This is a genomic window from Autumnicola psychrophila, from assembly GCF_031846645.1.
GTDB classification, from domain to species: domain Bacteria; phylum Bacteroidota; class Bacteroidia; order Flavobacteriales; family Flavobacteriaceae; genus Autumnicola; species Autumnicola psychrophila.
Map to the genome: position 1 here is coordinate 104,172 of NZ_JAVRHN010000008.1, position 21,247 is coordinate 125,418.

Sequence of the window (21,247 nt, forward strand, 5' to 3'; positions counted from 1 at the left end):
ATAATTATAGTCCGCTTTCCTCGTTATAAAAAAGACTATTAAATTATCTTTGAACTTCAACCTAAAAAACTATAAATGACAACCAGTAAACCTTTTCTTTTTGTTGTTTTACTACTACTATCATTTCAAGCCTTTGCCCAGCAAACTGCTGCTTTTACAAATACCCTGGCCGACTTTAACCGCGCCTTGGAACTTTATAATAATCAGCAATACCTGGCAGCACAAAATCTTTTTGATGATGTAAAAGATGAAACCGAAGATGAAAAAATTGAAGCCGATGCAGCATATTATATTGCGAATGCTGCTGTAAGGCTAAATCAGCAAGGAGCAGACCGGCTTATGGAAAGGTTTGTGACGCGTTATCCCACCAGTACAAAAACAAATTCTGCTTATTTAGACGTCGCCGATTATTACTTTAATACCGGTAAATATGCGCTGGCCAGAAAATGGTACGATAAAGTCGATGAAAACGCGATGAGCCGTAAGGACAGGCAGCGTTTTTACTTTAATAATGGATACGCATATTTTCGCTCAAATGATTATGAGCAGGCGCGGACTTATCTGGAGCGAGTGAGAGATTCCAAAGAATACGGTTCCCAGGCCAAATATTATATTGGATTTATGGCTTACGAAAGCGATGATTACGAAGAAGCCAATGAAAATTTTGAACAGGTACAGGATAACGACCGTTACAGTGAAGATCTTTCGTACTTCCAGGCAGATATGAATTTTAAACTGGGAAATTTTGAAGAAGCCATTAAACTTGGACTCGAGCAATTGCCAAGTTCCAACCGACAGGAAAAATCTCAGCTTAATAAAATTATCGGGGAAAGCTATTTTAATCTGGGGCAGTACGAACAGGCAATTCCTTACTTAAAGGAATATCAGGGCTTGCGCGGTAAATGGAACAATACCGATTATTACCAGCTTGGGTATGCGTATTACAAACAGGGCGATTATCAAAGCGCTATTTCTGAATTTAATAAAATTATTGACGGAAATAACTCTATTGCCCAAAATGCCTATTATCACCTTGCACAATCTTATCTGAATGTTGATCAAAAACAACAGGCGCTGAATGCTTTTAAAAATGCCAGTGAAATGGAATTTGATGCAAAAATTCAGAAAGATGCCTATCTCAATTATGCTAAACTCAGTTATGAGATTGGTAATTCTTATGAGAGTCCGTCACAGGTGTTGCTTAATTTTCTGGAAAAATATCCTGATTCAGAGTCCAGGCAGGAGGTAGAAACGTTACTTGTAGATTCCTTCATTAATTCCGGAAATTATGAAGAAGCGATGCGGTTGCTGGAAAACAACAGGAACTTCAGCGATAAACAGGCTTTTCAAAAGGTAGCTTTTTATTACGGACTCGAACTTTACGAGGAAGGAGATTATTACCAGGCACTGGAAAACTTTGAAAAAGCTTTAGCTGAACCACGTGATCCGGTTATTACGGCCAAAGCCACTTTCTGGAAAGCAGAAAGTGAATTCAATGTAAATCGTATAGATGACGCCATAATTGGTTATAAGGAATTTGGCGGAATGACAGCTGCACGCGGTACAGAAGAAATGAAAAACCTGGACTATAATTTGGGTTACGCTTACTTCAAAAAGAACGAATATGCGCAGGCCATTAACTACTTTAAGAGGTATGCTGAAAATACGAGTAACGACGGACCAAGACGCGACGATGCTTATCTGAGGCTTGGGGATAGTTATTTCGTGAACAGCCAGTACTGGCCTGCAATGGAAGCCTATAATAGTGCAATTGCCAATAATGTGGAAAATAGTGACTACGCAGCTTTTCAAAAGGCAATCAGCTATGGGTTTGTAGACAGGAACGAAACTAAAATTGAAGAATTGAACAACTTCATGAACAAATATCCACGTTCTTCTTATAGGGATGATGCGCTGTTTGAGTTAGGGAATACTTATGTTGCCATGAACAACACTGCGCAGGGAGTCCAGTCTTACAATCGATTAATACGTGATGTTCCCGGCAGTTCTCTGGTTCCGAAGGCGATGTTGAGACAGGGATTGATCTATTATAATTCCAATGAAGGCGATAAAGCTCTGGAAAGACTTAAAAAGGTAGTTGCAGATTATCCAAATACTCCTGAAGCTATGCAGGCAGTTTCTACAGCAAGAAATGTTTATGTTGATTTGGGAAGAACAGATGAGTATGCGAGTTGGGTAAGAAATATAGATTTTGTTGAAGTTTCTGATGCAGATCTGGACAATACCTCTTACGAAGCTGCAGAAAATCAATATCTCAATAATAAAACCACTCAGGCAATCAGAGGATTTGAAAATTATATTCAGGAGTTTCCTAACGGAATCCACTCGATAAATGCCAATTTTTACCTTGCTCAACTATACTTCCGTGAAGGGAATAGAGATAAATCCATGAGCCATTACAGGTTTGTGATTAGTAAACCCAACAATGAGTTTACTGAACAGGCGCTGGCAAGACTTTCGCAGATTTATCTTGAAAAAGGAAATTATGCTGAAGCTACTCCGTTGCTGGAAAGACTGGAAAAGCAGGCAGAAGCACAGGAAAACGTGATTTTTGCGCAATCGAATCTTATGAAATCTTACTTTGAAGAAGGCAATATTGCTAGAGCTCAGGCCTATGCGGAAAAGGTTCTTCAGAATCCCGGAGCCGAAGAGAAGGCGAAAACAGATGCGCAGGTAATTGTTGCAAGGGCGGCTATGAAAAACGGAAATGAAAGCAGGGCAAAAACTGCTTATACTGAAGTCCAAAAGACTGCTACCGGAGAACTGGCTGCCGAAGCTTTATATTATGACGCCTACTTTAAAAACAAGAGCGGAAATTATGAAGCCTCAAATGCTGCGGTACAAATCCTGGCTAAAGATTTCTCAGGATACAAGCGCTGGGGAGCAAAAGGATTGGTGTTAATGGCTAAGAATTTCGATCAGTTGGGAGATGCTTACCAGGCAACCTACATTCTGGAAAATGTGATTAAAAATTTCGGAAATCAGCCTGAAGTAGTCGCTGAAGCGAAATCTGAACTGGCAAGGATCAAAGCAAAAGAATCCAAAACCAACTCTTCAGTACAAAACTAATCATACTCAATTTAATATTTAAGAAACTCCTATATGCGAATTTTCTCAATAAAGGACCGCGCTGCAAATCCAAATAGTATGACTCTAAAAACATATTCTAAATTCAGCTTAATGCTAAATACATTTAACCCATTGGCGATAATAAAAAGAAACCTGGTTTTAGGCTTGTTTTTAATCAGCGGAGTCCTTTTTGCCCAGGATCCCATTGGCAGCGAAACTGTAACGGTGGTAAAACCGTATTCGCCCTCTGTACGCGATGCTTCCAAAATACGGGAAACACCTACCCGGGCAGATTCAGTAAATACAGCGAAGAAGCCGGTTCAGTACAGCATTTTTTCAGTTCCGGTTGCTTCCACTTTTACGCCGGCCAAAGGTCGTGCTACCACTGTGGAAAGGGAAAGACCACCAAAGGTTTTTGACAACTATGCCACTCTTGGTTTCGGAAATTACTCTAATGTTTTAGCCGAATTTTACAGTAATCTCGAAGTAAATCGTACCGATAACTTCGGAATTTTTCTTAATCATAATTCCTCGCAGGGTGGGATAGAAGGAGTTCGCCTGGATGATCATTTTTATGATACCGAGCTTAATTTGAGCTATACACGCCGGGATCGTGAGCTATCCTGGAAGACAGAAGTAGGAGGGCAGCACCAGCTTTTTAACTGGTATGGGTTGCCGGAAAATCCTGCACTTTCCAATGATCAGGTAATGGATATTGATCCTACACAAAATTACTTTTCAGTTTATGCAGGTGGTGAAATAGACCTTTATGATTCCTTTTTTGATAAAGCAAAAGCAAAATTCAGACATTCGGGAGATTCTTACGGCTCTTCAGAAAATCATTTTGATGCCAAAGGAACGTTTGAAGTAAATATTGCCGGAGAACTTATTACTTCAGACATTACCGCAGATATCGTAAATGGGCAATTTGAAGAGGCCGCTTTGGATGGTACCGCGCAGGATTACACTTTTATGAATTTCGGCTTTAGTCCGAGTTTATTGGTGCTTCGGGATGATCTTACTCTAAATTTAGGAATTGGACTTTTCTTCAGTCTTGATCCCGAGAACAGCGATAATAATTTTTATCTGTATCCACAGATTACGGGAAGTTACAGACTTTCAGATCTTTTAACTGCCTATGCAGGGATTGAAGGAGATCTTGAGCAAAATACCTACTACGATTTCTACCAGAAAAACCCTTATGTATCCCCTGGTTTGGCGATCCAGCCAACAGAGACCGAATATGATGCTTATGTAGGCGCAAAAGGGAGATTAACCACATTTTTGGGGTATAATGCTAGAGCCGGATATGCTTCTCAATTCAACAAAGCTTTATTCCGAAGAAATCCTACAGGTCCGCTCGCTTCTATAGAAAATTATGGCTACGGAAACTCTTTCCAGGTCGTTTATGATGATGTAAATACGTTTTCGTTCTTTGGAGAACTAAATGTTGATGTGAACAGGAATTTTCATCTTTCCCTGAATGCAGAATATCTTGGATATTCTACCGATGAAGAAGCAGAAGCATGGAATTTGCCAAATGTGAAGGCTTCCCTTAATGCCGATTATCAGATTACTGAAAAATGGTATGCAGGTGGAAATATTTTCTTTAGAGGCGAACGTCAGGATTTGGCAATTATCGACAACACGCAAGTAGACGGTTCTTTACTTGAAGAAATTGTAACGCTGGACGCCTATTTTGATCTGAATGCCCACCTGGGTTATCGTTTTAATGAGCAACTTTCAGCTTTTGTTAGAGGAAATAACCTGCTGAACAACGATTATGAACGCTGGACGAACTTCCAGGTTCAGGGATTACAGGTTTTAGCCGGGGCAACCTATAAATTCGATTTCTAGAAGAAAAAACATGATTAAAATCTTTTTTAGAATTATAGTAGTAAAAGCACCTTCCGGGGTGCTTTTTTAATGATAAGACTAATTTGCCAATTTTCGGCCTTTTCGGCTTAAGTTATTGCTTTTCAGAAATTTGTTATCTTGAGCAAATTCCATTACTTAACAATTAGTAAACATTGGAAACTTAAAATTGAGTTAATATTGCACCCGGAAAAACAAAAATTAAATCCGAATTAAAAAGTAATCAAAAATTCTAAATGGCAAAGAAATTCAGGCGGATTAACCGCGATCGACCCTACTTAAATATCCTCGATTTCTTAGTGCAGGAAAAGACTTTCCTGGCAATTATCATAATCGGGATTATAATGGCCGGAATTTTCACTGGTAACACCCGGGCCGCGATGTGGCTGGGCTTCTTTTTTGCAGCGTATGCAACTGTAGCAAACGATAGTATCCAGTCCCTTGGAACTTTTATTGAAAGCAATAAAAAAAAGCAATGGTGGGTTTTGTGGCTCTATGTTGGAACTATTTTTCTGGGCGTAGTTACCTGGAGCTGGTTTCAGTACGACGGAGATGTCACATTTCAGCGGCTTACCAAACCCGATGGAAGCACACCATATCCTCATCCTGAGCAATTTAGTTTCTTCCAGATTATAGCTCCGTTGATCTTATTGATTTTGACGAGGTTACGGATGCCGGTTTCCACGACTTTCCTTATCCTAAGTGTTTTTAGTGCAGATACTTCGGGAATTACCTCTGTGGTATGGAAAAGCTGGACCGGTTATATAATGGCGTTTGTACTGTCATTTTTGGTGTGGTACCTATCATATAACTTTATTAGAAAATACTTTAAAAGCAGGAAATTTAATAACAGCTGGACTATCACTCAATGGATTGTGAGTGGTACACTTTGGGGTGTCTGGGTAATGCAGGATGGTGCAAACATTGCCGTGTTTCTCCCAAGGCAGCTGGATGTTTTTCAATTTACGGTATTTGCTCTAACCATATTCCTGGGACTTGGTCTTTTGTTTTACTTGCGCGGTGACAAAATTCAGCAGGTGGTAAGTGAAAAAACCCGAATTTCTGATATCCGGGCGGCTACGCTGGTAGATTTAATCTATGTGGTGATGCTTATTTATAAGCTATTTATAAGTACTGTCCCAATGAGTACAACATGGGTTTTCCTCGGGGTGATTGGAGGACGCGAAATTGCTATTAGCCTTGCACGTAAAAAGAAAGGAAAAAAGCACCGCAAAAAAGCCGGAGTAATGATTTTCAAAGATTTCTCTTATGCAATGATTGGGCTCTTTGTGTCAGTTGCATTGGCCGCAGCTGCAAATCCCGATATTCGTTCTGCTATTGGGGAAGCGATGGGATTTTAAGCATCCTACAAGCTTAAACTGGTAAATGAATATATAATTCTGAAAATGCGCCCTTCATCGGGCGTATTTTTTATTTTTACACAAAACGAATAAATGAAAAAGATTTTAATCATTTTGATTCTTGCGGTAGTTTCTACAGCATGTTCAGAAGAAAAAGAATCAGCAGACCTGTTGGTTTTTAATGCTGAAGTATATACTGTAGATAATAACTTCAGTAAAGCAGAAGCGTTTGTAGTGAAGGATGGAAAGTTTCTGGCGATTGGTTCTTCCGAAGAACTTCAGGAGAAATATACGTACGCAGAAACTTTTAATGCTGAAGGAAAAGCTGTTTTTCCCGGATTTATAGATGCCCATGCACATTTCTACAGACTGGGACTTCAGCAAAATCGGGTAGATCTTACAGGAACTGAAAGTTTTGAAGACGTAGTTACAAGAATTGTAGAGTTTCAGCAGAAAACCGGATCAGATTTTATAACCGGAAGAGGCTGGGATCAGAATGACTGGAAGGAGAAGGAATTTCCTGTAAAGGATACGCTGGACAGGCTGTTTCCCGATACTCCCATAGCGATAACAAGAATAGACGGTCATGCATTACTCGCTAATCAGGCTGCCCTGGATGCTGCCGGAATTACTGCGGAAACTCCTTTTGAAGGGGGTGATATTGAGCAAAAAAACGGCAGGCTTACCGGGATAATTGTAGATAATCCAATGAGCCTCGTTACCAATGCTCAACCAGAACCGACCACAGAAGAACAAACTGCAGCTTTGCTGGCAGCCCAGGACATATGCTTTGAATATGGCCTTACCACCGTAGACGATGCCGGAATCGACAAAAGCACGATAGAATTAATAGATAAGCTTCAGGAACAGGGTGATTTGAAGATCCGTATTTATGCAATGATCAGCAACACCGAAGAGAACCTGGATTTTTTTTTAAAGAAAGGACTTTATAAAACTGAGCGATTAAATGTGCGGTCGTTTAAATTTTATGGAGATGGTGCTTTAGGATCGAGAGGAGCTGCTTTAAAAGAAGAATATACCGACAGGCCGGCACACTTTGGTGCGTTGCTTTCCCCAATTGAAGATTTTGAGGAGACGGCAAGAAAAATAGCTGGTTCAGAGTTTCAGTTAAATACCCATGCGATCGGTGATTCGGCGAATTCTCTTGTATTAAAAACCTATGCTGAGTTGCTAAGTGAGAGCGAAGACAGGAGATGGCGGGTTGAACATTCGCAGGTAATTGATGAAGAAGATTTTAAATATTTCAGTAAAAATATAATTCCATCTGTACAGCCAACACATGCTACAAGTGATATGTACTGGGCTGAAGAGCGATTGGGTGAAGAACGCCTTGAAGGAGCTTACGCTTATAAAAAATTGCTGGACCAGGCTGGAATAATTGCCCTGGGAACAGATTTTCCGGTGGAAGAGGTTAGTCCGTTTCTAACTTTTTATGCTGCTGTAACACGTCAGGATACTGAAAATTATCCGGAAGGAGGATTTATGGCGAAAGAGGCACTTTCCCGGGAAGAAACTTTGCGGGGAATGACCATCTGGGCAGCTTTCAGTAATTTTGAAGAAGATGAAAAAGGCAGTATTGAAAAAGGTAAATTTGCAGATTTTATAGTTCTAGATAAGGATATTATGAAAGTGGAAGCTGAAAAAATTCCGAAAATAAAGGTGCTTGGAACTTATGTGAATGGGGAGAAGGTGTATTAGTGATTTAATGTACTTAGGCAGTTTCGCTTTGGAAAAAACATTTCAGACAGGTTTGAAGGCTGTTTTTCAATCAACCTTTAACCTTAATATTTTATTTCGGTATCTTTGCACTTCAATAAAAAAACAGAAGAAATGGATAATGGTTTATATGCTAAATTTCACACTTCAAAAGGTGAGATTTTAGTCAATTTAGAATTTGAGAAAACTCCTGGAACAGTTGGAAACTTTGTTGGTCTGGCTGAAGGAAACATAGAAAATGATGCAATTCCCCAGGGAAAACCTTACTACGACGGATTAAAGTTTCACCGTGTGATTCCAGATTTTATGGTGCAGGGTGGAGATCCGCAAGGAACAGGTTCCGGAGGGCCGGGATATCAGTTTGAGGATGAAATACATCCTGATCTTAAACACAACTCGCCGGGAACACTTTCTATGGCCAATGCCGGCCCGGGAACCAACGGTAGTCAGTTTTTTATCACTCATGGCGCAACTCCATGGCTGGACGGGAAACATACTGTTTTTGGAAATGTAGTGGAAGGACAGGAAGTTGTCGATAAAATTTCCCAGGGAGATAAGATCGAAAAACTGGAAATTATAAGAGAAGGAGAAGCTGCTAAAAATTTTAATGCCGTAGAATCTTTCAGACAATTTAACGGGGCAAAAGCAGAACGTGAAGCGGCTGCAAAAAAGCAACAGGAAGAACTTTTAGGTGAAATTTCACAGGGTTTTGAAAAAACTGATAGCGGATTAAGGTATAAAATCGAGAAAAAAGGAAACGGGGCAAAAGCTGAAAAAGGAAAGACTGTTTCTGTACATTATAAAGGAATGCTGACCGATGGAACCGTTTTCGATTCTTCTTATAAAAGGAAAGAACCAATCGAATTTCCTATTGGACAGGGTCACGTGATTAAAGGCTGGGACGAAGGTATCCAGATGCTACAGGTTGGTGACCAGGCAAGGTTTGTAATTCCTTCGCATCTTGGCTACGGAGAACGTGGAGCAGGAGGAGTGATTCCACCAAATGCTGCTTTGGTATTTGATGTAGAACTTATGGATGTGAAATAGCTGAATTTGATGCGTGCCGAAAAATGGCAAATATCGAACTACAGTTTATTGTGATGATCAAAAATTTTGAAGACAAAACGTGCTGATTTTTTCAGCACGTTTTTTTATCTTTAAGAATGACTTCAGAGCAACTGGAATTATTAAAATATCCTATCGGGAAATTGTATTTTCCGGAGTGCCGTCCTGAAAATTATGTTCAGGACTGGATAGGAGATATTGCAGGCTGTCCTGAAGGGCTTCAAAACCTGGTGAAAAATCTGGAAGACGATCAACTCGATACAACCTACCGACCGGGCGGCTGGACTATAAGACAATTGGTGCATCACATGGCAGATAGCCACAGTCATGCGTATATTCGGTTTAAATGGGCTTTAACAGAGGATAATCCGTTGATAAAGGCGTATGATGAAAAAGCCTATGCTGCACTTTTTGACAGTAAAGAAGCTCCGGTATCTCTTTCTCTGGATTATTTAAAAGCCCTGCATGCAAGATGGGTATTTTTACTTGAAGGAATGCAGCAAAATGATTTTTACAGGACTTTTCGCCATCCTGAGAGTAAGAAAGAAGTTCGTCTTCTAAATTGTCTTGCAATGTATTCCTGGCACTGCCGTCATCATTGCGCGCATATAGAGCACCTGATGAAAAGAAGGGATTGGATATAAAAAAAGCTGCATGAAATTTTTCATGCAGCTTTTATCTTTAATATACTTGGTTATTCTCTATTTCGCGTCCGGTTGCGGAGTCATTCTTAGGTAAGGTTTTACCTCTTTAAATCCTTTTGGGAAAATGTTTTTAGCATCTTCGCTGGAAATGGCAGGACTTATCACAACATCTTCACCACTTTTCCAGTTTGCAGGTGTTGCTACTTTATGATTTGCCGTTAATTGTAAGGAATCAATTACCCGCAACAACTCGTCGAAGTTTCTTCCTGTACTTGCAGGATAAGTGATCATTAGCTTGATTGTTTTATCAGGAGCTATAATGAAAACAGATCTTACCGTAAGGGTGTTATCTGCTTTTGGATGAATCATACCATATAAATTGGCAATTTTCCTGTCTTCATCTGCAATAATTGGAAAATTTACAGTAGTGTTCTGCGTGCTGTTAATATCTTCTATCCAGCCCTTATGAGACTCTACTCCGTCTACACTTAAAGCCATGACTTTTACATCACGCTTCTCAAATTTATCTTTATACTTGGCTGTAACTCCAAGTTCTGTAGTACAAACTGGTGTATAGTCTGCAGGGTGGGAGAATAATATTCCCCATCCATCTCCCAGAAAGTCATAAAAGTTAATTTTACCTTCAGATGTTTCTGCATCAAAATTTGGTGCTTTGTCTCCTAATTTTAAGTCGCTCATATCTATATCTCTTTTAGTGTTGAAGTAATAAAATTAAACAAAAATAAACTGAAAAACTTAGTAAGCCGATAGGAAATACCTGAAGCTAAATAAGTCTTTTCTATTTGTGACAAGAAATTATTCTTTCCACTTAATATTACAATCAATTCTGGACTTTTGAAATAGAGAAACTTTTCGGTTATTTAACACAGCATCCATGGCTTCCCGAAGATCCCGTCCTTTTCCAGAATCCCGTTTCCGGTGCTGGAATTATTAAGCCGACCTCTGTAAATAAGCTTTATTTCATCATTAAATAAAGAGAACTCTGGAGTACATGCCGCTTTGTAAGCTTGCGGCACTTCCTGTGTTTTATCGTACAATACAGAAAAGAATACTGCTTCATTAGAACCGGGTGATCCTGTGGATACCTGTTTCTCTTTTCTTCCTAGAACAAAGCAATCCAATAACATTAGCTTATATAATTCCAGATATTTTTATGCTTCACGAGTTGAGCGTAGGTGTATTTTAGAACGGCATTTTTTTCTAAAGCGAGATCCGGATCTTCTTTCAGGATTTGCAGCGCATGATGTCTTGCAGTTTTAAGAATATCGTTATCCTTCACAATATCTGCAATCTTTAAATTAAGGACTCCGCTTTGCTGCGTGCCCATCATGTCTCCGGGACCACGGAGTTTTAAATCTACTTCGGCAATTTCGAATCCGTCGTTGGTACTTACCATGGTTTGTAAGCGGGTTTTGCTGTCGTTGGAAAGTTTATGTCCGGTCATAAGAATACAAAAACTTTGCTCTGCGCCCCGGCCAACCCGACCCCGTAACTGGTGCAGTTGCGAAAGCCCAAAACGTTCTGCGCTTTCGATAATCATTACACTGGCATTCGGCACGTTCACACCAACTTCAATCACCGTAGTTGCTACCATAATATCTGTTTCTCCGCGCACAAACCTGTCCATTTCGTAGTCTTTGTCTGCCGGTTTCATTTGTCCGTGGACAATCGAAATCTGATTATCAGGAAACTCTCTTGCAATACTTTCGTAGCCATCCATCAGGTCTTTGTAGTCCATTTTTTCAGATTCCTGGATCAACGGATAAACAATATAAATTTGCCTGCCTTTCTGAATTTCTTCTTTAATAAATCGAAAAACCTTCAGCCGGTTACTATCATAGCGATGCACGGTTTTTATCGGCTTTCGTCCCGGCGGCAATTCATCTATAACCGAAATATCAAGATCGCCATAAAGGCTCATCGCCAGTGTGCGGGGAATTGGGGTAGCGGTCATAACCAGGATGTGTGGAGGCAGGTGATTTTTTTTCCACAATTTCGATCTTTGGGCAACTCCAAACCTATGCTGCTCATCAATAATCGCGAGTCCAAGATTTTTAAATTTTACTTTATCTTCCAGTAATGCATGTGTACCTATAAGGATATTTATTTCCCCATTTTCAAGCTTTTCATGAATTTCTCTTCGCTTCTTTGTTCTTGTGGAACCGGTTAGAAGGTAGATGCTGATGTTCAACTCGCTGCATAGTTCCGTTAACCCCTGGTAATGCTGAATAGACAATATTTCTGTCGGCGCCATTAAACAGGCCTGGAAGCCGTTGTCGAGCGCGATTAGCATAGACATTAAAGCAACAATGGTTTTTCCAGATCCTACATCTCCTTGTAGTAACCGATTCATTTGTGCGCCGCTGCCAAGATCACTGCGTATTTCTTTAATTACCCGTTTTTGAGCATTGGTAAGTTCAAAAGGAAGATGTTCCTTATAAAAATTACCGAAATTCTCACCTATCTGATCAAAAACAAATCCCTTTATCTTCTTTTTCTGAAGCATGTTCTTTATGAGCAACTGCAACTGGATATAGAATAATTCCTCAAATTTTAACCGGAATTGTGCTTTTGCCAGCAGCTCCTGGCTCTTCGGAAAGTGCACGTTAAATAGCGCTTCTGCTTTAGGAATAAGTTTTAGTTCCTCCCGGATTCCAGTGGTAAGCGTATCGTAAAATTTTCCGTTGGTTTCCAGGAAAAGTTGTTGCATGATCTTATTGATCATCCGGTTACTCACGCCTTTCTTCGCCAGCAATTCTGTAGAAGGGTAGACAGGCTGCATCGCGGTGCGCAGCTGTTTTTTGTACTCTTCAACCAGCTCCATTTCCGGGTGCGGCATACTAAACATGCCATTAAACCAGTTGGTTTTCCCAAAAATCACATAGGGAGTATTAATTTTCAGATTTTCACGAATCCATTTGTGCCCTCTAAACCAAACCAGTTCCATTTTGCCGGTATCATCCACAAAATCGGCGACGAGCCTTTTTCCGCGTTTTTGTTCAACGGTTTTAAGGTGGGTGATTTTTCCGACAATTTGTACTTCTGCAGACGTTTTTTCCAGGCTGGAAATCTTGTAAAATCGGGTTTTATCGAGGTAACGATTCGGAAAAAAATTAAGAAGATCCTGATAAGTATGAATGCCAAGCTCCTTCCGCAGCAAATCGGCGCGACCGGGACCTACTCCTTTCAGGTAATCTATGGGCGTTTGCAGGATGTTGGGCTTCATGGAAACGAAGATATTAAATCCCGCTAAAATTTCGGGAGGAGATAGGAAGGGGATTTACAGTAGGACGAAAATTGCCATTTTTGAGGCATCATCAGTTTTGGCCCTTCATATTTTTGTAAATTTAAACTTTATTGTAACCTTCAGCATGAAAAAGATTTTCCAAGGCCTGTTTTTTCTAATTTCTATAACGGGAATCGCTCAAAATTCAGAATTCTTAGATCAAATTCAGGATGTTGACTTCAAAAACGTCAATGCAACGGTAACTATTCTTCCGGAAGAGGAAAAAGTAGCGGGGGAAGTCGAATATTTGTTCGAAATTCTTCAGTTTACAGATTCCATCTTCATCGATGCTCATAATATGGATTTTGAAGAGGTAATGCTGAATGGGAAGAGCGCTGAATTCAGCAATAGTGGCAGGCGACTATGGATAAATGGCAATTTTCGACCTTCTGAAGGAAACAAACTCAAGCTGAAGTATGCTGCAACCCCAAAACAGACCATGTATTTCATTAATTGGAATGCTCCAGAAGCTGTAAATGCGCCACGGCAGGTTTGGACGCAGGGGCAGGGAAAATATACTTCGCACTGGTTGCCGAGTTTTGATGACATGCAGGAAAAGGCAATTTTCGACCTGCAGTTTAGGTTTAGGCCGGGCTATGAAATTATTGCCAACGGAGTGCTTCAGGATAAAAAGATTTTAAACGATTCTATTATACAATGGAGTTTCGATATGGAGCAGCCAATGAGCAGTTATTTGGTGGCCGTTGCTGCGGGAGATTATCGAAAAGAGGAAAAAGTAAGTACTTCCGGAGTAGAAATGCTGCTTTATTATGAACCTGAAGATTCTTTAAAAGTAGAACCAACTTACCGCTATTCTAAAGAGATATTTGATTTCCTGGAGCAGGAAATTGGTGTGGATTATCCATGGCAAAATTACAAGCAGGTGCCGGTCCAGGATTTCTTATATGCGGGAATGGAAAATACTGGAACGACGATATTTTCCAATGTTTTTGTGGTGGATTCTACAGGTTTTAACGACCGCAATTACGTAAATGTGAATGCTCACGAACTGGCGCACCAATGGTTTGGCAATCTGGTTACAGAAACCGGAAGCAAAGATCACTGGCTGCACGAGGGATTTGCTACTTTTTATGCGCTGCTGGCCGAAAAGCAAATTTTTGGCGAAGAATATTATTACTGGAAATTATACGAAAGTGCAGAACAGTTAAAAGATTTGAGTGACGCCGGCAAAGGCGAGTCGGTTTTAAATCCTAAGGCGAGTTCGCTTACTTTTTATCAAAAAGGAGCCTGGGCACTACATATTTTGAGGGAAAGAGTAGGGGAAGAGGCTTTTAATGAGGCGGTGAGAAATTATTTGAATCAGTATAAATTCAGTATAGTCACTACCGATAATTTTATTGCTGAAGTTGAAAAGACTTCAGGTCAGGATCTTTCAGGTTTTATTGAAAACTGGCTAAAACAATCGGCTTTTAAAGCAACCGATGCTTTAAACTCGCTGAGGAAATCCCAATTTATTACAGATTATCTTGCCATTGCCGGCTTGCGGGAAGTTCCGATAAGTCAGAAATTTGCCAATTTAAATGCTGCATTAAATTTTCCGGTTAATGATTATATAGGTCAGGAAGTGGTTTTTCAACTGGCCGGAAATACTTCAGAAGAAGCTAAAATGCTTTATGAAAAAGCCTTTGAAACGAATAATCTCTATGTAAGGCAGGCTATTGCAACGAGTATGGATCAAATTCCTTCAGAATTAAAGTCGGAATATATTTCACTTCTGGAAGATGATTCATATCTCACCAAAGAAACCGCGCTGTATAATTTGTGGATGCAGTTTCCTGAAGCGCGAAGTTCCTTCCTTGAAAAAATTAAAGGAATAACCGGATTTATGGACAAAAATGTCGAAACTTTATGGTTAGCTTTAAACCTGGCGACGCCAAATTATCAGCCGGAAGGAAACCAGGAAATTTTTCAGCAATTAAGCAGTTATACTTCAGAATATCATCATTTTGGAACGCGTCAAAATGCCTTCGGCTACCTTTATCAGCTTAATGCATTTACAGATAAGAACCTGAAAGGTTTGCTGCAGGGAACGCAGCATCATACGTCGAGTTTCCAGAATTATTGTAGAAAATTGCTGGAAGAACTTATGAAGCAAGAGGATTACCGAAAAAAAATTCAATCTTTAGCTGATGAAGTTCCGGAGAAGCAACGGGAATTTCTACAGACAAAATTAAACGATTAAATGAAGGCACTCGTGATCTCAGGAGGAGGCAGCAAAGGCGCTTTTGCAGGTGGTGTGGCGCAATTTCTTATAAAGGAACTGGACCGGGATTACGATCTTTACCTTGGCACTTCTACCGGAAGCCTGCTTATTTCGCATCTCGCACTCAATAAAACCGAAAAAATTCAGGATGTTTTTACTTCAGTAAAACAATCGGACATCTTTAGCAATCGTCCTTTTTTGATTAAAAGAAAACACGGTTTTGATCAAATTAGCATCAATCATTTCAATGTACTCCGGAATCTTCTAAAAGGAAGAAAATCCTTCGGCGAAAGTAAAAATCTAAGGAAACTGATCCAAGAAACGCTTTCCCCTGAAGAATTTGAAGAGCTAAAGCAAAGCGCAAAGAACATAGTCGTTACCGTTTCCAATTTATCACTGAACGATGTGGAATATAAGTCCATCAAAGATTTTAACTACGAAGATTTTTGCGACTGGATCTGGATTTCAGGAAATTATACTCCGTTTATGAGTTTAGTGCAAAAGGAAGGCTGCGAATATGCCGATGGGGGTTTGGGATCCATGGTTCCTATAGAAGAAGCGATTAAACGTGGTGCGACCGAAATTGATGCTATTATCCTGCAGACTGAAGTGAATTATTTAAACCGGATGCCTTCAAAGAATGTCTTTTCTCTAATAACAACTTTATTTCAGTTTATGCTGGACAGGATCGAACATCAGAATATTAAAATCGGAAAATTTGCAGCAGCGAATAAAGATGTGATCATTAATTTTTATTATACTCCCACAGTATTAACTACCAATTCCCTTATTTTTGACGAGAAGAAAATGAAGGTCTGGTGGAAGAGTGGCTATGATTATGCTAAATTGAAGACTGAAGAAGTTAATCAAATAGAAGTTTAATGCGGGCACTGGTAATATCGGGAGGTGGTAGTAAAGGAGCTTTTGCCGGAGGGGTAGCACAATATCTTATAGAAGAAGAGAAAAAGAAATACGATCTTTTTTTGGGAACTTCTACGGGAAGCCTTTTAATTCCTCATCTTGCCGATGGGAATATTCAAAAAGTACATGAGATTTATACCAACGTAGATCAGCATAAAATTTTTAGCGTCAATCCTTTTATTGTAAGGAAAAAAGATGGCCGCGAATATATTACCATTAATTATTTCAACATGTTTTGGCAATTCGTTAAACGAAAACGTACGTTTGGTGAAAGCAAAAACCTGAAGAAGCACATCAGAATTCATTTTACCGAAGAGAATTTTAATTCACTAAAGTCAAAAGTCAAAGATGTTGTGGTGACTGTTTCCAATCTTTCCAAAAACCGGGTGGAATATAAATCTATTCATGACTTTTCTTATGATGATTTTTGTGACTGGATCTGGATAAGTTGTAATTATATTCCTTTTATGAGCCTTGCTACAAAGGACAACTGTGAGTATGCTGATGGCGGTCTGGGCTGCGTGGTTCCTATTCGGGAAGCTGTAAAACGTGGTGCTAAAGAAATAGATGCCATTATTCTGGAGGCCGAAAATATGGAGTACAATAAAGTGTTGGGGAAAAATCCTTTTTCTTTAATGATGAATCTTTTCGGATTTTTGCTGGACCAGGTGGAATATCATGATATTATTGAAGGGAAGCTTGCAGCACTTAATAAACAGGTAAAACTGAATATTTACTATACGCCCACTAAACTCACTGAAAATTCTCTGGTTTTTAATAAGAAAGCAATGAGGGATTGGTGGCAGCAGGGGTTTGATTATGCAAAGGCCAGAAATGAGGAGAAAAAGAAATCAAGAGGATTCTTTAGTCGGTTCTCTTTTTAAATAATCCTACTAACTTCCTTTTTAATAAAAGCCAGAGCCGCATCTGTTGGGGCTTGTTTTTCAATAAGTGACGTAAGAATCACCTCTCTTAATTTATCTGCATTTTTTACTTCTTCTCTCGAAGCAGCTTTCCGTATTAAACCTATTGTGGCATTTTTTGCTGTTTTAATATAATCCCAACAATCTGCTGTTATATAGATTTGTTGTGCCAGGTTATGTTCAAATTCCTGTTCTATAGTATTGATCAGCAAATTGGCATATGCATTAGAATCGTTGTTTACAGGTTTTATCCTGAATAGAATCTTTCCAGGGGAAATCCGTTCCAAAAATAATGTCATTCGCTCATAGGCCTGAAATTTCATGGGAAGCGCAGTCTTTTGATTCTCTCGGTGTAGCAGAAATCTTCTTCTGGATTCTTCGTTTTTGGAATTAGTATGAAAAAAATAAAAAGCAACGGCACCTACTATAATAGCAGGAAGAATACTGAAAAGAAGCTGTGTAAAATCTTCATTCATATAAAAAATCTAGTCTTAGTTAATTAAACCCCGAAAGCTGCCAAAAGTAACTAAAATCAGGCTTTATCTTCTGTCTTGGTACGTTTATTCTTGTCGTAAACTGAAGTATCTTCCGTTTCAGCTTCTTTTGTTGTAACTTCTTTGGCCTTTGTTTTTCCGCCTAGATACGGTGAATCTACGTGCTCCTGAACAGAGGTGAAATCGACTTTGCTCTTTTGATAGCAAAAAGTAACCTCTAAGGTGGCAACAAGGGTTTTGTCACTTAGATTTATTTGCACATCACTCATGTCTATCTGGCATGGATGTTCATATCCACAGGCATGGGTGATTTCCAGAAGTTCTTTTCGGAATTTTGTGAAGTAGTAATTCACCCGTTCAGATTTATCTTTAATGTTAATTCCCGATTGCAGCCATTTATTTTGGGTAGCGACACCACTGGGGCAGGTGTTATTATGGCACACCTGCGCCTGGATGCAACCAATACTCAACATGGCTTCCCGTGCGACGCTTATACAGTCTGCTCCCAATGCCATGGCCATGGCTGCTTTCCCGGGAAAGCCAAGTTTCCCACTGGCAATAAATACTATCCTGTCTGTAATTCCCTGCTTTAAAAATATCCTGTAGACATCAGAAAATGCGTAAATAAAAGGTAGGGAGACATGATCTGCAAAACTTGGTGGCGCCGCTCCTGTACCACCTTCGCCACCATCTATGCTTATAAAATCGGGTCCGGTTCCTGTCTCCTGCATAATATCTGCCAGTTCTTCCCATTGCTTGAGCTGTCCTACGGCAGACTTAATTCCTACAGGTAATCCTGTGGCTTCTGCTATTTTTTCAATAAACTCTACAAGTTCTTCTGTATTTCCAAAGGCAGTATGGTTTGGAGGGGAAAGCACATCTTTACCGACTGGAATATGCCTTATATCAGCAATTTCTTGAGTTATTTTTGATGCAGGTAAAACACCGCCTTTTCCCGGTTTTGCTCCCTGGGAAAGTTTTATTTCGATAGCCCTGATCTGCGGATTTTCGTCTACGAGTGCCACAAGTTTTTCAAGACAAAAATTCCCATTGTCATCCCTTACACCAAAATATGCTGTGCCAATTTGGTAGACCACATCTGCTCCCGTTTTATGGTAGTTAGAGAGTCCGCCTTCTCCGGTGTTATGAAAAGCTGCTGCCTTTTTACATCCGCGGTTTAAAGATTCTATGGCCCTGGCAGAGAGAGAGCCAAAGCTCATTGCCGAAACATTAATAATTGAAGCAGGGCGAAAGGGGCGTCGTCGTTTGTGATAAAGGCCCATTACCTTTGCACAGGCAATAAAGGTGGGGTCTTTATGGTTGTGATGGTCTTTGTCCATCCTAAAGGGCATCAGCGCATTATTTACAAAAATGTAATGATTGCCATAGATATCCCGATCGGTACCAAAACCTTCATAATTATTTTCATTTTTGGAAGATGCATAGATCCAGCCGCGTTCCCCGCGGTTAAATGGGAGTTCTTCCCTGTTGCTGGCGACAATGTACTGTCGCAGCTCCGGTCCAATACTCTCTAATAGGTACCTAAGGTTACCCACTACCGGAAAGTTATGTTTTATAATATGAGTTTTGTTAAAAAAAATATCTTTTATAGCTATTAAAACCAGGAAAATTAATATCCAACCCCACCAGCTAATTGATCCTAAAAAATCTAAAATTCCGTTCATCATCATTCATTTAAATAATCCAACGCCAATTGTGACATAGCCCTCACGCCCAATAGTAACCCGCTTTCATCTATAAAAAAGTCAGGAGTATGATGAGGTGCAGGCTCGTCGGAATGTAATGGTTTTCCTCCAAGAAAAAAATATAAACCCGGAACCTTTTCCTGAAAAAATGAGAAATCCTCGCCTCCGGTGGTAGCTTTCACCAGTTTTACATTTTCATTTCCCGCGACTTCCTGAAGTGTCGGCAGCATTTGTTGGGTGAGTTGGGGTTCGTTATAAGTAATTGAAGTTTTGTTCTCGAATTCTATAGTGGCTTCAGCGCCATAAGCCTTAGCAATGGTAGGTACCATCTCTCTCATTCTTTTTAGAATAAGCTCCTTCATATCTTGATCCAGCGTTCTCACGGTTCCAATCATTTCTACCGATTCCGGTATAATGTTGAAACGTACACCTCCAGAAATTTTTCCAACGGTGATCACTGCCGCAGCATCGGTTAGTTTAGCTTCGCGGCTAATAATTGTTTGGAGTCCGTCAATAATTTTTGCTGAAATCATTACAGGATCGGTTCCGGACCAGGGCTGGGAACCGTGTGTTTGCGTCCCTTTTACATCAATTACAAAACGTTCCACGGCTGCCATGATACCTTCAGGTTTGTATGTAATCGTCCCCACAGGAACTTCAGAATCTATATGTAAACCAAAAATGGCATCAACATCAGGATTTTTCAGCACACCTTCTTTTATCATCAAAGCCGCACCACCTTCTTCCCCGGGTGGCGCTCCCTCTTCTGCAGGCTGAAAAATAAACTTCACTGTGCCGTTAATTTTGTCTTTATGATCTGATAAAATTTCAGCAACACCCATAAGAATAGCGGTATGTGTATCGTGGCCACAAGCGTGCATAACACCGGTTTCAGAACCTAAAAATTCTGTGGTAACTTTAGATTTAAAAGGAAGATCATTCCTTTCGGTCACGGGCAGGGCATCAATATCTGCACGAAGCGCAACGGTCTTTCCCGGGTAATCTCCCTTTAGGATACCTACCACTCCGGTTTTTGCGACTTCAGTTTGTACCTCCATTCCAAGTCGTTCCAGATGAGCTGCTATTTTTTCAGCGGTCTTAAATTCTCTGTTGGAGAGTTCAGGGTTTTGATGAAAGTCTCTGCGCCATTCGATTACTTTGTCTTCGATTTCTTCAATTTGTTTATTTATTTGGAGATCGGGTTGTGCCAATAATCCACATTTGATAAATAGAAAAGCTGAAAATAACCTGTATTTCATATTTACTAATTAAAATTGATTAAATAATAGTCGTCTTTTTGGAGCTGGACCAGCGCTGTCATTGCAGAAAGTGAAAATCTTACTTCCGGGTGAACCTCATGTTGTTTAATGTCCCGGTAAACTGCGGTTTGCCCGCAGAGAATAATTTCCACCCCTTCCATTGCCAGCGCTGTTAATAATTCTTCGTTAGGATTAATGATATTATTAGCGGTTGCGGTTCTTCTCAAAAAAGCTTCACTATTAAGAACATCATTGGCGGCAGCTCCATGGACAACCAGCGCAATCTTGAGATTATTTGGATTTGCTCCTGCATTATAGTGCATATTGAGAAAGCGAGCAGCCGCTACAAAAATTTCATTTGGCTCTTGTTGATTCTCTGAAGGTCTGCTCACATCAAAAACTACTTTTAGCAGCGCGAGAGTATCGGTTCTAAATTCAGCAAAAGGTATTTCATAACTGTCTCCATATTCTTCTATAAGACGTTTTTGTGCCAGTTCCTGGGCGAAAAAAAGTTGAGATAGAAAAATGGCAATTATCAGCATATAGTTCTTCATGAGACAGCAATTTTTCTTTTCTGTAATATCTCCACCTTGAAATGCCGACAAAAGGCACCCATTTATCTAAAGATATTCAAAATATGG

At 39.9% G+C, this 21,247-nt stretch carries 16 protein-coding genes; 9 read left to right on the top strand and 7 right to left on the bottom strand.

Going from position 1 to position 21,247, the window contains the following annotated elements; genetic code table 11:
• The first annotated feature begins 75 nt into the window (after positions 1-75).
• The 6 genes from RM541_RS11725 to RM541_RS11750 all read left to right on the top strand — a co-directional run bounded on the left by RM541_RS11725 (position 76) and on the right by RM541_RS11750 (position 9,772).
• On the top strand, positions 76-3,090 hold the full coding sequence (locus RM541_RS11725; protein ID WP_311500338.1) for a tetratricopeptide repeat protein: 3,015 nt from the start codon (positions 76-78) through the stop codon (positions 3,088-3,090).
• A 111-nt stretch (positions 3,091-3,201) separates the two neighbouring features.
• Positions 3,202-4,947: a porin family protein gene (locus tag RM541_RS11730; protein WP_311500339.1), complete on the top strand. Its 1,746-nt coding sequence runs from the start codon at positions 3,202-3,204 to the stop codon at positions 4,945-4,947.
• A 254-nt stretch (positions 4,948-5,201) separates the two neighbouring features.
• Positions 5,202-6,326 carry a hypothetical protein gene (locus tag RM541_RS11735; protein WP_311500340.1) on the top strand — a complete coding sequence of 375 codons (1,125 nt, stop codon included), beginning with the start codon at positions 5,202-5,204 and terminating at the stop codon, positions 6,324-6,326.
• Between the two features lie 93 nt (positions 6,327-6,419).
• Positions 6,420-8,045, top strand: coding sequence for an amidohydrolase (locus RM541_RS11740; protein WP_311500341.1), 1,626 nt, complete (start codon positions 6,420-6,422; stop codon positions 8,043-8,045).
• Positions 8,046-8,177: 132 nt separating this feature from the next.
• A complete protein-coding gene (locus tag RM541_RS11745) occupies positions 8,178-9,110 on the top strand; it encodes a peptidylprolyl isomerase (protein WP_311500342.1) in 933 nt (310 codons plus the stop codon).
• Between the two features lie 116 nt (positions 9,111-9,226).
• Positions 9,227-9,772: a YfiT family bacillithiol transferase gene (locus RM541_RS11750; RefSeq protein WP_311500343.1), complete on the top strand. Its 546-nt coding sequence runs from the start codon at positions 9,227-9,229 to the stop codon at positions 9,770-9,772.
• 57 nt (positions 9,773-9,829) lie between these two features.
• Here RM541_RS11750 and RM541_RS11755 read toward each other — a convergent pair whose 3' ends face one another.
• The 3 genes from RM541_RS11755 to recG form a co-directional block, all read right to left on the bottom strand.
• Complete coding sequence (locus tag RM541_RS11755; RefSeq protein ID WP_311500344.1) at positions 9,830-10,471, bottom strand: peroxiredoxin; 642 nt, start codon at positions 10,469-10,471, stop codon at positions 9,830-9,832.
• Positions 10,472-10,653: 182 nt separating this feature from the next.
• On the bottom strand, positions 10,654-10,920 hold the full coding sequence (locus RM541_RS11760) for a thioredoxin domain-containing protein (protein WP_311500345.1): 267 nt from the start codon (positions 10,918-10,920) through the stop codon (positions 10,654-10,656).
• Positions 10,920-13,019, bottom strand: a complete 2,100-nt coding sequence (recG, locus tag RM541_RS11765; protein ID WP_311500346.1) for an ATP-dependent DNA helicase RecG — start codon at positions 13,017-13,019, stop codon at positions 10,920-10,922. Before recG ends, RM541_RS11760 begins: the two co-directional genes overlap by 1 nt.
• On the opposite strand from recG, the gene RM541_RS11770 reads away from it, so the two are divergent.
• The 3 genes from RM541_RS11770 to RM541_RS11780 are packed head-to-tail and all read left to right on the top strand — an operon-like array spanning position 13,018 to position 17,108.
• Complete coding sequence (locus tag RM541_RS11770) at positions 13,018-15,282, top strand: M1 family metallopeptidase (RefSeq protein WP_311500347.1); 2,265 nt, start codon at positions 13,018-13,020, stop codon at positions 15,280-15,282. The genes recG and RM541_RS11770 overlap by 2 nt on opposite strands.
• Positions 15,283-16,185: a patatin-like phospholipase family protein gene (locus tag RM541_RS11775; protein ID WP_311500348.1), complete on the top strand. Its 903-nt coding sequence runs from the start codon at positions 15,283-15,285 to the stop codon at positions 16,183-16,185.
• Positions 16,185-17,108, top strand: coding sequence for a patatin-like phospholipase family protein (locus RM541_RS11780; RefSeq protein ID WP_311500349.1), 924 nt, complete (start codon positions 16,185-16,187; stop codon positions 17,106-17,108). Before RM541_RS11775 ends, RM541_RS11780 begins: the two co-directional genes overlap by 1 nt.
• Here the strand turns inward: RM541_RS11780 and RM541_RS11785 are convergent.
• The 4 genes from RM541_RS11785 to RM541_RS11800 are packed head-to-tail and all read right to left on the bottom strand — an operon-like array spanning position 17,105 to position 21,160.
• The gene (locus RM541_RS11785) at positions 17,105-17,623 is read right to left on the bottom strand and encodes a DUF7935 family protein (RefSeq protein ID WP_311500350.1); all 519 of its coding nucleotides are present in this window, start codon (positions 17,621-17,623) and stop codon (positions 17,105-17,107) included. The two genes, RM541_RS11780 and RM541_RS11785, sit on opposite strands and share 4 nt — an antisense overlap.
• 56 nt (positions 17,624-17,679) lie before the next feature.
• Positions 17,680-19,326, bottom strand: a complete 1,647-nt coding sequence (locus RM541_RS11790) for an FMN-binding glutamate synthase family protein (protein WP_311500351.1) — start codon at positions 19,324-19,326, stop codon at positions 17,680-17,682.
• Positions 19,327-19,328: 2 nt separating this feature from the next.
• On the bottom strand, positions 19,329-20,606 hold the full coding sequence (locus RM541_RS11795; RefSeq protein WP_311500352.1) for an amidohydrolase: 1,278 nt from the start codon (positions 20,604-20,606) through the stop codon (positions 19,329-19,331).
• Between the two features lie 5 nt (positions 20,607-20,611).
• Positions 20,612-21,160: a DsrE family protein gene (locus tag RM541_RS11800; RefSeq protein WP_311500353.1), complete on the bottom strand. Its 549-nt coding sequence runs from the start codon at positions 21,158-21,160 to the stop codon at positions 20,612-20,614.
• Positions 21,161-21,247 lie beyond the last annotated feature (87 nt).